Origin of the sequence: Streptomyces sp. RGM 3693 (assembly GCF_050471125.1) — a bacterium.
Classification (GTDB): Bacteria; Actinomycetota; Actinomycetes; order Streptomycetales; family Streptomycetaceae; genus Streptomyces.
This window is the reverse complement of sequence record NZ_JBMPPQ010000001.1, coordinates 3,118,622-3,131,179: the sequence shown is the minus strand read 5'-3', so window position 1 is coordinate 3,131,179 and position 12,558 is coordinate 3,118,622. Positions and strand designations below refer to the sequence as shown.

Sequence of the window (12,558 nt, the reverse complement as noted above, 5' to 3'; positions counted from 1 at the left end):
TCAGGCCCCGGCCGCGCGGCGGGCGAGGTTGTCGGCGACCTCGGCGCGCCAGGCCGTGTTGGCCCGTTCGGTGTCGATCTCGAACTCGAACCGGCGCACCATCTCGTCCTTGACGTCGGCGACATCCACGTAGAACTGCTCGTACCAGCGGCGGAGTTGGTAGACCGGGCCGTCCTCCTCGGTCAGCAGGGGGTTGTCGATGCGGGTCTTGTGCTGCCAGATCTCCACGTCCTGCTCGAAGCCGACCTTCAGCCCCTCGGACGCCAGCCGGGCGGCCTCGGCGGCCTCCTCGTCGGTCATGCCGGGCAGCTTCTTGATGATCGCGCCGTACATCAGCACGAAGCTGTTGGCGTCGATCGGATAGTGGCAGTTGATCAGGACGGACTCCATCTCGACCTCGGCGCCGACGTCCGTCCACAGCTTGTCGATCATGTAGGAGGGGCCGTAGTACGAGGCGTCGGAACGGAGGTCGCCGACCGAGGCGGGGGTGGTCAGGTCGATGTCGCCGCGTGGCGAGGACTCCATGTACTGGGTGGCGATGTGCCCGTCGAAGACGTTCTTGAAGTACGTCGGGAACGAGTAGTGGATGTAGTAGAAGTGCGCCATGTCCACGACGTTGTCGACGATCTCCCGGCAGTTGGAGTTGTCGACCCGCAGCGTGTTCCAGGACCAGGCGGACCAGTCCGGGTGGCCGGCGCCCGCGATCTCGGGGATGGTGGCCTCGGGCGGCGGCGGGTTGCCCTCGGGGTCGTGCCAGACGTAGAGCTGCTGATTGCGCTCCAGAGCGGTCCAGGCCCGGGTGCGGGCCCGCGGCGGGACCCGGCGGGCGTACGGGATGCCGGCACAGCGGCCGTTCCCGGACCAGCGCCAGTCGTGGAACGGACAGGCCACGGTGTCGCCCTTGACGCTGCCGCGGGCGAGGTTGCCGCCCATGTGGGGACAGTAGGCGTTGAGGACGTGCAGGACGCGATCGTCCTCGCCCTGGAACACCACGAGTTTGGTGCCGAACGCCTCGATCTCGTGCGGCTGGCCGTCCTTGAAGGTGTCGGCCAGACCCAGGCAGTGCCAGCCCCGGGCGAACCGGGTGGGCGGCGCGGCCGCCTCGATGACACGGGCCTCGTCGTTGAGTGCGGTCATCGTTCTCTCCCTGCTACTTCTGCGCCGCGAGTTCGACGGCGATGTCGATGAGCTGGTCCTCCTGGCCGCCGACGAGCCGGCGTTCGCCGGCGCGCAGCAGGATCTGCGCGGCGGGCACGCCGTACCGCTCGCCCTGCCGGAAGGCGTGCTTGAGGAAACTGGAGTAGACCCCGGCGTGGCCCATCAGGAGCGCCAGCCGGTCGAGTTGGCACTCGCCTTCCATGACCGGGCGGACCACGTCCTCCGCCGCGTCGATGATCTTCAGTACGTCGATCCCGGTGCGGATGCCCATCTTGGCGCAGACCGCGACCAGCGCCTCGACGGCGGTGTTGCCCGCGCCGGCGCCCAGTCGGCGGGTGGAGCCGTCGATCTGGCGGGCGCCGGCCTGGATCGCGGCGATCGAGTTGCCGGTGCCCAGGGCGAGGTTCTCGTGGCCGTGGAAGCCGACCTGGACGTCCTCCCCGACTTCGGCGACCAGGGCCTGGACGCGCTCGGTGACGTCGTCCATCACCATCGCGCCGGCCGAGTCGACGACGTAGACGCACTGGCAGCCGGCGTCCGCCATGATGCGGCCCTGCCGGGCGAGCGCCTCGGGGGTGGTGGAGTGCGCCATCATCAGGAAACCGACGGTCTCCAGGCCCATCTCGCGGGCCAGACCGAAGTGTTGGACGGAGATGTCGGCCTCGGTGCAGTGGGTGGCGATCCGGCAGACGGTGGCGCCGTTGCCGTGCGCGGCCCGGATGTCGTCCTTGACGCCGAGGCCGGGCAGCATCAGGAAGGCGATCTTCGCCCGCCGGGCGGTCTCCACCGCGGTCCTGATGAGCTCCTGCTCGGGCGTCTTGGAGAACCCGTAGGTGAAGGAGGAGCCGCCGAGCCCGTCGCCGTGGGTGACCTCGATGACGGGCACGCCCGCGTCGTCCAGCGCCGCGACGACGGACCGTACGTCCTCGACGGTGAACTGGTGCCGCTTGGCGTGCGAACCGTCGCGCAGCGAGGAATCGGTGATGCGGATGTCGAGGGTGTCGGAGTAGCTCTTCATGCCTGCCTGCCCTTCGCGAACTCCTCGCCGACCTTGGTGGCGGCGGCGGTCATGATGTCGAGGTTGCCGGCGTACGGCGGCAGGAAGTCGCCGGCGCCCTCGACCTCCAGGAAGACCGCGACGCGGGCCATCCCGCCGTTGACCACCGACGGATCGTCGAACTGCGGCTCGGCCCGCAGCCGGTAGCCGGGAACGTAGGTGGCGACCTGCTCGGCGACCTCCTTGACGGACTGGGCGATGGCGTCCCGGTCGGCGTCCTCGGGGATCGAGCAGAAGACGGTGTCGCGCATGATGACCGGCGGCTCGGCGGGGTTGAGGATGATGATCGCCTTGCCGCGCCCGGCGCCGCCGATCCGCTCGATGCCGCGGGCAGTGGTACGGGTGAACTCGTCGATGTTGGCGCGGGTTCCGGGCCCGGCCGAGACGGAGGCGACCGAGGCGACGATCTCCGCGTAGGGGACCGGGACCACCCGGGAGACCGCGTACACCATGGGGATGGTGGCCTGTCCGCCGCAGGTGATCATGTTGACGTTGTCGGCGTCGAGGTGCGCGGTGAGGTTGGCGGGCGGGACGACGGCGGGGCCGACCGCGGCCGGGGTCAGGTCGATGGCCTTGATACCGCGTTCGGCGTAGCGCGGGGCGTTGGCGCGGTGGACGGCGGCGGAGGTGGCCTCGAAGACCAGGTCCGGGGTCTCGTCCTGGGCCAGGAGCCAGTCCACGCCCTCGTGGCTGGCCTCGACACCGGCGCGACGGGCCCGGGCGAGCCCCTCGCTGTCCGGGTCCACGCCGATCATCCAGCGGGGTTCGATCAGCGGGGAGCGCTGGAGCTTGTACAGCAGGTCGGTGCCGATGTTGCCGGAACCGACGATGGCCGCGGTGGCCTTGGACGTGCGGGTCATCATCACCTCTCGGGTGAAGGGGCTGAGGGGAGCTGTGGATCCGCCGGTGGCCGGGCCGGCCCGCGTGGGTCTCCCGGCCGCCGGGTCCTCAGACGAAGGAGAGCGAGACCGGGCCGAGCCCGGTGAAATCGGCGGTGAAGGTCGCCCCGGAGGCGACGTCGACGGCCCGGGTGCAGGAGCCGGGCAGGACCAGGTGCCCCTTCCTCAGGGGTACGCCGAAGCGGGCGACGGTCCGGGCGAGCCAGGCAACGGCGAGGGTGGGGTCGCCGAGGACGGCGTCGCTGCGTCCCTCGGCGATCCGCTCGGTCCCGCGGTGCAGTACCGCGTCAACGGCCTTGAGATCCAGTTCGCGCGGGTCGCGACCGTCGCCGATGGCGTACCCGGCGGAGGAGGCGTTGTCGGCGACGGTGTCGGGCAGCGTGATCCGCCAGTCGCGGATCCGGCTGTCGATCAACTCCAAGACGGGGACGACCCGTTCGGTCGCGGCGAGGACGTCGTCGGGGGTGCAGCCCTCGCCCGGCAGATCGTCACCGAGCACGAAGCCGACCTCGACCTCGATGCGCGGGGCGCAGTAGCGGGCGAGCGGGACGGGGGTGCCGGGGTGCAGCTCCATGTCGTCCAGCAGGTGGCCGTAGTCGGGCTCGTCGACGCCCATCATCCGCTGCATGACCTCGGACGAGAGCCCGACCTTGTGCCCGGTGACGGTGGCGCCCGCCCGTTGCCGCTCCTGAATGTTGAGCAGTTGGATCTCGTAGGCGTCGTCGGCGTCGAGGCCGGGCAACTCCCCGGTGAGCGGGGCGACGGGCCGGCCGGTGCGCTCGGCATCACGCAACTGCCGTGCCGCGAGCTGCCGTTGGCGGTCCGTGAGCATATGGTCCTCCACGGGGCGGTCGGTCTGTGCCGGGAGGCTAAGGGCCGCGGTGGGCGGCGGGGGAGCGTGCGTTCCCGCTCAGCGGGATTTGTGGCCTCCCACGTGGTTGGGTGCCTCGCCGTGGGGGTTCGGGTTGTGCGCCCCGGCTGCGCCGGGCTGGCTCGTACGTTGCCGGGTGCGGCGTCGTTTCGCCTGCGGCGGGGGCTATTGTCCGCTGCGCGGGGCCGGTCCGCTGCGCTTGGCTGGCCTCGTACGTTGCCGGGTGCGGCGTCGTTTCGCCTGCGGCGGGGGCTATTGTCCGCTGCGCGGGGCTGTTGGGTGCGGTGACGGGCCGGAGGGGTGGGGAAAGACGGTGAGTGGGGGCCGAGGTGAGTGGTCCGGTGCCGGTCTCTTTTCGTCCATGGGTCTGCGTTTCTTTCGCCCATGGGCCGGCGTCGCATCAACAGGCCCCTCGCAGCCGCCCGCAGGCGCGAACCCTCATGGTGGCATCTGCGCAGGTCAGGACGCGTACAGGCCGCCTGGTGCCGGCAGCACCCCATGCCGCGCCGTTCCAACGTGAGGGATCACAGCGCTTTGCTGGCCTGGCATGCGGAACCGGGCTACGTCTCACGACGCAGCCCGGCACACGGCATCAGTCCTGTCGGCTGGAAACCTCGATGAGGTGGAACCCGAACTGGGTCTTCACCGGGCCCTGGACGGTGCCGACCGGGGCCGAGAAGACGACCGTGTCAAATTCCTTGACCATCTGTCCCGGACCGAACGATCCGAGGTCGCCACCCTGACGGCCTGAGGGGCACGTGGAGTGCGCCTTTGCGACCTCCGCGAAATCCGCTCCGGCCTCAATCTGCGCCTTCAGCTCCGCGGCCTTTTCCTCGCTGGGGACCAAGATGTGACGTGCAGTTGCCCTAGCCATTTGTTACACCCTTTCGAGTAGACATCAACGCCGCCAAAGATTATGTGCCCAGGGACCTTCGAGGTGGTGGCAATCACAGCCCCAACCCGCCACAAGTCCCTTCGGGCTTCCGTGAGCAGCTTCCGTAAGTCAGGCTGCACTATCTCACAGGCGATCACACCACGGCCCACCAGACAGCGGCCTTCCGCTGTTGTCGGTACCGGCCGCTACTTCCGCGGCCTAGAGCGGGTGTACCTCGGATCCCACGGTTCCGGGGCGCCCGGGGTCCATCCGTAGTACAGCCGACGAGCCCACGAGAACAGCTCTTGCCCTGCGTGATCAGCCTCGGGAGTCCTATGCGTCGCCGACCCGCTCAACGATGTCCATGGCCATACCGACGCGGTGTTCCATCGCCGCGAGCTGATCGCGGATTCCCGCGGGGGCGCCCCTTTTCCCTCCTCCATTTTATCGGCAGGTCGCGGACTTTCGCATGACTAATTGAAGTGTTTCTGCGGAATGCAGGACACCAGAAAAAGGGAGCCCTTTTTTATCGCAGGATGCGAGTTTGCTGGATAGGCGTCCAGGACGGGGCCTACGCGAGTTCCTTCCGCATCAACGTGCACATCGTTTCGTGGCGGCGCAACGATCCATCAGGGGCTTGCTCGTCCCACGAGTCCGGCTGACGGTCGTACGCGACATATCCCAGTCGTTCGTACAGTGCACGTGCCCGGGGGTTGCTTTCCTCCACAGCCAGCTCGGCCTGCCGCAGACCGCGGTTCCTGATCCGCAGTTCTGCGGCTTCGACGAGGATCGTGCCGATCCCGCACGATTGCAGTGCGGGGTGGACCGCCAGCTGCCACAAAGTGCCGACGCCCTCCTTGACCTGGTAGTCGACGCCGCCCTTCGCCACAGGGATGTTGGTCGCCGGGCAGACCGCAAGGTAGTCGACCGCACCGAGCCGAACACGTTCCAACTGCCTGGCAACGCCGGCCAGGTGATGGGCCGAGCCTGCCCACCCGCACGACGCCAGGTCCGCATGCGCGAAGTCACGGGCCGACAGCTTCAACACAACATTGATCATCTTCAGTACCTCCGGCGCGCCAGCATCCACGCCGATCGCACGAAGCGCAAAGCCGTTTCCGCAGCCCGCGCCCTCGGCTCACCGGCCGCCGCTGCTCAAGCATCAGATGAACACCGCTGCCGCAAGCGGTTGCGCGAAGACACCGCCCGCACCGCCGCGAGCGAGGCCAGGATTCGCCTTGTCCGCGTTCGCCGGCGAGGGGAGCGCCGCATGACTGGTGTGGGGGTATCCGGGTCGACGCCGGCCGTAGTCGTGATGAGCTTCGGGCAGCGAAAAAACGTGGGAGGCGAGGCAAACGCGCCGCTACCGCGCCCCATACACCGGCTGCGCCGGCTCCGCGGCGGTCAGCAGGTCGCGGACGGCCTGGCCCACCTTCGCCGGGGCCCAGCGGGCGCCTTGGTCGGTGGTGGGGCCCGGCCGCCAGCCCTCCATCACGGTGATCCGGCCGCCTTCGGCTTCGAAGACCCGGCCGGTCACGCCGGTGCTGTCGGCCGAGGCCAGCCAGACGACCAGGGGGGAGACGTTCTCGGGGGCCATGGCGTCGAAGGCGCCTTCCGCGGGCGTTGCCATGGTCTCGGCGAAGGTCTGCTCGGTCATCCGGGTGCGGGCCGCCGGGGCGATGGCGTTGGTCTGGACGCCGTAGCGGCCCAGTTCGGCGGCGGCGACGAGGGTGAGGCCGAGGATGCCGGCCTTGGCCGCGGAGTAGTTGCCCTGGCCGACGCTGCCCAGTAGGCCGGCGCCCGAACTGGTGTTGATCACCCGGGCGTCGGGAGTGCGCCCGGCCTTGGCCTCGGCCCGCCAGTGTGCGGCGGCGTGCTTGAGCGGCAGGAAGTGGCCCTTGAGGTGGACCCGCATCACCGCGTCCCAGTCGTCCTCGTCGAGGTTGACCAGCATCCGGTCGCGCAGGAACCCGGCGTTGTTCACCAGGGCGTCCAGGCGGCCGAAGGCGTCCAGGGCGGTGGCGACGAGGGAGCCGGCGCCGTCGTCGGTGGTGATGTCGCCGGTGTGCGCGACAGCCCGGCCGCCGTGGGCCCGGATCTCCTCGACGACCTGCTGGGCGGGGCCGGTGGAGGCGCCGGCGCCGTCGGCCGCGACCCCGAGGTCGTTGACCACGACGGCGGCTCCCTCGGCGGCCAACGCGAGGGCGTGGGCGCGGCCCAGGCCCCGGCCGGCCCCGGTGACGGCGGCGACGCGTCCGGTGCAGATTCCGGTCATCTCATGACTCCTTGGGGTGGTTGGCGGTGGCGGCGTCGAGGAAGGCGGGGCGTTCCCCGCCGCCGTGGACGAGCAGGCTGGCGCCGCTGACGTAGCCGGCGCGGCCGGAGGCGAGGAAGACGCAGGCGTCGCCGATCTCGGTGGGTTCGGCGAGCCGGCCGAGCGGCACGGTCGCGCCGACCGCGGCGAGGCCCGCCTCGTCCCCGTAGTGCAGCGCGGAGAGTTCGGTCCGGACCATGCCGAGGACGAGGGTGTTGACCCGGACGTGGGGCGCCCATTCGACGGCCATCGAGCGGGCGAGGTTGTCCAGGCCGGCCTTGGCGGCACCGTAGGCGGCGGTGCCGGGTGAGGGTCGGGTGCCGCTGACGCTGCCGATCATGATCACCGAACCGCCGTACGGCTGGCCGCGCATCACCTCGTATGCGGCGAGCGAGGCGGTCATCGGGGCGATCAGGTTGAGCTCGACGACCCGGGCGTGGCGTTCCGCGGCGGTCTCGCCGAGCAGCCGGTAGGGGGTGCCGCCGGCGTTGTTGACCAGGCAGTCCAGGCGGCCGTGGTCGGCGGCGACGGTGTGGAAGAACTCCCGGACGGCAGCCGGTTCGCGCAGGTCGAGGGGGCGGAAGCGGGCCGTGCGGCCGTCCGCCGTGACCGGGGTGTCCGGTGGCCGTCGGGCGCACACGACGACCTCCGCGCCGGCCTGGAGGAAGGTCCGGGCGATCCCGGCGCCAACGCCCCGGGTACCGCCGGTGACGACGGCGACCCGTCCGGTCAGATCGAGGTTCAGGGACAACTGGTACCTCCCGCAGCGGGCGATCCGCTGCTAACTTCGCTACCTAACAAACGCTTGGTGGAAAGGTAGCTGATCTGCTCATGGGTGTCTCCACCTCCGCACCCGACCAGGGCGTCGCGGTCGTCACCGTGGACTTCCCCCCGGTCAACGCCCTGCCCGTACAGGGCTGGTACGACCTCGCCGACGCCGTACGGGCCGCCGGCCGGGACCCCGACGTCCGCTGCGTGGTGCTCACCGCACAGGGCCGCGGATTCAACGCCGGCGTCGACATCAAGGAGATGCAGCGGGACACCGCGGCCGGCGGCCACGGGGCGCTGATCGGCGCCAACCGCGGCTGCGCCGAGGCGTTCGCCGCGGTCTACGAGTGCGAAGTGCCGGTGGTCGCCGCCGTGCACGGCTTCTGCCTGGGCGGCGGGATCGGCCTGGTGGGCAACGCCGACGCGATCGTGGCGAGCCACGACGCGACCTTCGGCCTGCCCGAACTGGACCGGGGCGCGCTGGGCGCCGCCACCCATCTGGCCCGCCTGGTCCCCCAGCACCTGATGCGGGCGCTGTACTACACCTCGCGGACCGCCACCGCCCACGAACTGCAGGCGCACGGCTCGGTCTGGAAGGTGGTGCCGCGCGACGAACTGCCCGACGCGGCAATGGAGTTGGCCCGGGAGATCGCCCGTAAGGACGGCTCCCTCATCCGGCTCGCCAAGGCCGCCATCAACGGCATCGACCCGGTCGACGTACGCCGTAGCTACCGCTTCGAGCAGGGCTTCACCTTCGAGGCCAACCTCAGCGGGATCGCGGACCGGGTCCGCGACACCTTCGGCACGGACCGGCCCCACAAGGACGAGGAGGACCGATCGTGACCGACAAGACCATGACCCCCGAGGACGTCGTCGCGCGGCTGCACAGCGGGATGACCCTGGGCATCGGCGGCTGGGGCTCCCGCCGCAAGCCGATGGCGCTGGTCCGGGCGTTGCTCCGATCCGACGTCACCGACCTGACCGTGATCTCCTACGGCGGACCGGACGTGGGGTTGCTCGCCGCCGCCGGGAAGATCCGCAAGCTGATCACCGCGTTCGTCACCCTCGACTCGATCCCCCTGGAGCCGCACTTCCGCGCGGCCCGCCAAGCCGGCGGGTTCGAGCTGAGCGAGGTCGACGAGGCGATGTTCATGTGGGGGTTGCAGGCGGCCGCCAACCGGCTGCCCTTCCTCCCGGTCCGGGCCGGCCTGGGCTCGGACGTGATGCGGGTCAACCCCGACCTGAAGACGGTCACCTCGCCGTACGAGGACGGCGAGACCTTCGTCGCGATGCCCGCACTGCGGATGGACGCGGCGCTGGTCCACCTCAACCGCGCCGACCGGCTCGGCAACGGCCAGTACCTGGGCCCCGACCCGTACTTCGACGACCTGTTCTGCGAGGCGGCGGACCACGCCTACCTCTCGTGCGAGGAGCTGGTGGACGACTTCGGGTCCGCCGTCCCACAGACCCTGCTGGTCAAGCGGCACGCGGTCACCGGCGTCGTGGCGACGCCGAACGGCGCGCACTTCACCTCCTGCGTCCCGGACTACGACCGCGACGAGGCGTTCCAGAAGCTCTACGCGACCACGCCCTGGCCGGAGTTCGCCGCGCGGTTCCTGCACGGGGACGAGAAGGGCTACCAGTCGGCCGTCCAGACCTGGCACGAGGAGAACCGATGACCAGCCGCGCCGAATACGCCGTGCTCGCCTGCGCCGATGCCTGGCGCGACAACGGCGAGGTGCTCGCCAGCCCGATGGGCGCCGTCCCGTCCATCGGCGCCCGGCTCGCCAAGCGCACCTTCTCCCCCGACCTGCTGCTCACCGACGGCGAGGCGCTGCTGGTGGGTCTCGACGGGCGGCCCGAGGGCTGGCTCCCCTACCGCCAGCACCTGGCCATGGTCACCGGCGGCAAGCGGCACGTGATGATGGGCGCCAGTCAGCTCGACCGGTTCGGCAACCAGAACATCTCCTGCATCGGTGACTGGGAGCGGCCCACCCGGCAGCTCCTCGGCGTCCGCGGGGCCCCCGTCAACACCCTGAACAACCCGACGAGTTACTGGGTGCCCAAGCACTCCCGGCGGGTCTTCGTCGAACAGGTCGACATGGTCTGCGGGGTCGGCTACGACAACGCGGCCGCCGCCGGGCCGTCCGCCACCCGCTACCACCACATCCCGCGGGTGGTCAGCAATCTGGGCGTCTTCGACTTCGCCACCCCGGACCACACCATGCGGCTGGTCTCGCTGCACCCGGGCGTCAGCGCCGCTGAGGTGCAGGAGGCCACCGGCTTCCCGCTGGTCCACCCCGACGAGGTCCCGTACACCCGGGAACCCACCGCCGAGGAGCTGCGGCTGATCCGCGAGGTGATCGATCCGAAGGGGCTGCGCGACCGCGAGGTGCCGGCGTGAGCACCGACCACACCCCGGCCGCCGACCGCACCCCGGCCACCGTCCCCGCCCCGGACGGCGCCCCCCTCGACGCCCCCCGCACGGACGACGGCCCGGTCCTCGCCACCCGGCTGACCAAGCTGGTCGGGGTGCGGCATCCGATCGTGCAGACCGGGATGGGCTGGGTGGCCGGCCCCCGCCTGGTGTCCGCCGCCGCCAACGCCGGCGCACTGGGCGTCCTGGCCTCCGCCACCATGACGCCCGACCAGCTGCGAGCGGCGGTCCGCGAGGTCAAGTCCCGCACGGACCAGCCGTTCGGGGTCAATCTGCGGGCGGACGCCGGCGACGCCGCCGAGCGCGTGCGGATCATCGCCGACGAGGGCGTCCGGGTCGCCTCCTTCGCACTGGCGCCCTCCCGGGAGCTGATCGCCCGGCTCAAGGACGCCGGGGTGGTGGTCATCCCGTCCATCGGGGCCCGGCGGCACGCCGAGAAGGTCGCGGCCTGGGGCGCCGACGCGGTCGTCGTCCAGGGCGGCGAGGGCGGCGGCCACACCGGGAACGTCGCCACCACCGTGCTGCTCCCCCAGGTCGTGGACGCGGTGGACATCCCGGTGATCGCCGCCGGCGGCTTCTTCGACGGCCGGGGCCTGGTCGCCGCGCTCGCCTACGGGGCGGCCGGGATCGCCATGGGCACCCGCTTCCTGCTGACCTCGGACAGCACCGTGCCACCGGCCGTCCAGGCGCGCTACCTGGAGGCGGCGGTCAAGGACGTCACCGTCACCACGAAGGTCGACGGGCTGCCGCACCGGATGCTCCGCAGCGAACTGGTCGAGGCCCTGGAGCGGTCCGGGCGCACCACCGCGCTGCTCAAGGCGGTGCGGCACGCCGCGTCGTTCCGGAAGCTGTCCGGCCTGAGTTGGGCCCAGATGGTCCGCGACGGGCTGGCGATGAAGCACGGCAAGGAGCTGACCTGGAGTCAGATCCTGCTGGCGGCCAACACCCCGATGCTGCTGAAGGCATCGATGGTGGACGGCCGCACCGACCTCGGCGTGATGGCCTCCGGGCAGGTCGCCGGGGTGATCGAGGACCTTCCGTCGTGCGCCGAACTGGTCGACCGGATCATGACCGAGGCGCACCGGTCACTGGCGGGCCTCCCCCGCTGACCCACCGTCCGGGGTGCGGACCGGCACCGACCCGCACCCCGGGCCCCCTCCCCCTCCCTCAGGAGCTGCCGCGTGTACCCCTCCCGACGACGCGTCACCACCCTGCTCTTCGGCTCCGCGCTCACCCTCGGCGGGCTCACCGCCGCCGGCTGCGGAGCCACCGCCGATGCCGCCACCGCACCGCGCACCCCGCGGAGCACCCCGCCGCCGGACCGCCGGGTCCCGCTGCGCGGCGCGGTCAACTGCCGTGATGTGGGCGGCTACCGGACCGAGGGCGGAAGGCAGCTGCGGTACGGCCGGCTGTTCCGCTCCGACGCGCTCGCCAAGCTGACCCCGGAGGACGTGACCACGCTCGGCCGCCTCGGGCTGCATACGGCCATCGACATGCGGGTGGCCTCGGAGGTCTCGTTCGACGGCGCGGACCGCCTGCCCGTCGGTCTGACGGTGACGTCGCTGCCGATCGACGACACCGGGCTGTTCGCCGCCATGCAGGCGGCCATCGCCACCAAGGACCCGGTCGAACAGCAGCGTCTGCTGGGCGACGGCAAGGCAGAGAGCCTTATGCGTGACATGTACCCAACATTCGTCACCAACGCCGCCAACCGCACCACCTTCGGCACGATGCTCACTCGGATCGCGGACGGCGACCGACTGCCGCTGCTCTTCCACTGCACCTCGGGCAAGGACCGCACCGGCTGGCTGAGCTACCTCCTGCTGCGCCTGCTCGGCGTCCCGCACACCACCGCCGCACAGGACTACCTGCTCTCCAACGCCCTGCGCCACGACGCGGACGCCGCGGTGCGCGCACAGCTCAAACAGGCCGGGCTGATGCAGGACCCGGACCTGCTGATCCCGCTCCAGGAGGTGCGCACCGGCTATCTGACGGCCGGACTCGACCGACTGCACCGGGACTACGGCAGCATCCCGCGCTACCTCACCGCCGGACTGGGCGTCGACGCCAGGACCACGGCCAGGATCCGCGCACAACTGCTGCACTGACGCGGCCCGCGGCCCGCGGCCCGCTGGACGGCAGCCCGGTGACGCTCCATGAACTGATCGGCTGACCTTGCG

The 12,558-nt window shown here is 71.0% G+C and carries 13 protein-coding genes; 5 read left to right on the top strand and 8 right to left on the bottom strand.

The window, feature by feature from the left end; all coding sequences use genetic code 11:
• The 8 genes from ACO0M4_RS13670 to ACO0M4_RS13635 all read right to left on the bottom strand — a co-directional run bounded on the left by ACO0M4_RS13670 (position 1) and on the right by ACO0M4_RS13635 (position 7,924).
• Positions 1-1,137: a Rieske 2Fe-2S domain-containing protein gene (locus tag ACO0M4_RS13670; protein WP_430370269.1), complete on the bottom strand. Its 1,137-nt coding sequence runs from the start codon at positions 1,135-1,137 to the stop codon at positions 1-3.
• A 13-nt stretch (positions 1,138-1,150) separates the two neighbouring features.
• A complete protein-coding gene (gene dmpG / locus ACO0M4_RS13665) occupies positions 1,151-2,176 on the bottom strand; it encodes a 4-hydroxy-2-oxovalerate aldolase (protein ID WP_430370267.1) in 1,026 nt (341 codons plus the stop codon).
• Positions 2,173-3,075 (bottom strand): acetaldehyde dehydrogenase (acetylating), encoded by a 903-nt coding sequence (locus ACO0M4_RS13660; RefSeq protein ID WP_430370265.1) that lies wholly within the window; start codon positions 3,073-3,075, stop codon positions 2,173-2,175. The genes dmpG and ACO0M4_RS13660 overlap by 4 nt, the downstream gene beginning before the upstream one ends.
• Positions 3,076-3,163: 88 nt before the next feature.
• Complete coding sequence (locus ACO0M4_RS13655) at positions 3,164-3,946, bottom strand: 2-keto-4-pentenoate hydratase (RefSeq protein ID WP_430370263.1); 783 nt, start codon at positions 3,944-3,946, stop codon at positions 3,164-3,166.
• A 631-nt stretch (positions 3,947-4,577) separates the two neighbouring features.
• Positions 4,578-4,859 (bottom strand): peptidylprolyl isomerase, encoded by a 282-nt coding sequence (locus tag ACO0M4_RS13650; RefSeq protein WP_430370261.1) that lies wholly within the window; start codon positions 4,857-4,859, stop codon positions 4,578-4,580.
• Positions 4,860-5,430: 571 nt separating this feature from the next.
• Positions 5,431-5,919 (bottom strand): GNAT family N-acetyltransferase, encoded by a 489-nt coding sequence (locus ACO0M4_RS13645; RefSeq protein ID WP_430370260.1) that lies wholly within the window; start codon positions 5,917-5,919, stop codon positions 5,431-5,433.
• A 303-nt stretch (positions 5,920-6,222) separates the two neighbouring features.
• Entirely contained in the window at positions 6,223-7,134 is a 912-nt protein-coding gene (locus ACO0M4_RS13640) for an SDR family oxidoreductase (protein ID WP_430370258.1), read from the bottom strand.
• A 1-nt stretch (position 7,135) separates the two neighbouring features.
• Positions 7,136-7,924 (bottom strand): SDR family oxidoreductase, encoded by a 789-nt coding sequence (locus ACO0M4_RS13635; protein ID WP_430370257.1) that lies wholly within the window; start codon positions 7,922-7,924, stop codon positions 7,136-7,138.
• Positions 7,925-8,004: 80 nt separating this feature from the next.
• Here ACO0M4_RS13635 and ACO0M4_RS13630 point away from each other — a divergent pair, with 80 nt between their 5' ends.
• From ACO0M4_RS13630 to ACO0M4_RS13610, 5 genes are all read left to right on the top strand, one after another.
• Positions 8,005-8,784, top strand: coding sequence for an enoyl-CoA hydratase family protein (locus ACO0M4_RS13630; RefSeq protein WP_430370256.1), 780 nt, complete (start codon positions 8,005-8,007; stop codon positions 8,782-8,784).
• On the top strand, positions 8,781-9,620 hold the full coding sequence (locus tag ACO0M4_RS13625; RefSeq protein WP_430370255.1) for a CoA transferase subunit A: 840 nt from the start codon (positions 8,781-8,783) through the stop codon (positions 9,618-9,620). The genes ACO0M4_RS13630 and ACO0M4_RS13625 overlap by 4 nt, the downstream gene beginning before the upstream one ends.
• A complete protein-coding gene (locus ACO0M4_RS13620; RefSeq protein ID WP_430370253.1) occupies positions 9,617-10,345 on the top strand; it encodes a CoA-transferase subunit beta in 729 nt (242 codons plus the stop codon). The genes ACO0M4_RS13625 and ACO0M4_RS13620 overlap by 4 nt, the downstream gene beginning before the upstream one ends.
• 155 nt (positions 10,346-10,500) lie before the next feature.
• Positions 10,501-11,487, top strand: coding sequence for an NAD(P)H-dependent flavin oxidoreductase (locus tag ACO0M4_RS13615; protein WP_430371368.1), 987 nt, complete (start codon positions 10,501-10,503; stop codon positions 11,485-11,487).
• Positions 11,488-11,559: 72 nt separating this feature from the next.
• Positions 11,560-12,486, top strand: coding sequence for a tyrosine-protein phosphatase (locus ACO0M4_RS13610; protein ID WP_430370251.1), 927 nt, complete (start codon positions 11,560-11,562; stop codon positions 12,484-12,486).
• The last annotated feature ends 72 nt before the right edge of the window (positions 12,487-12,558 follow it).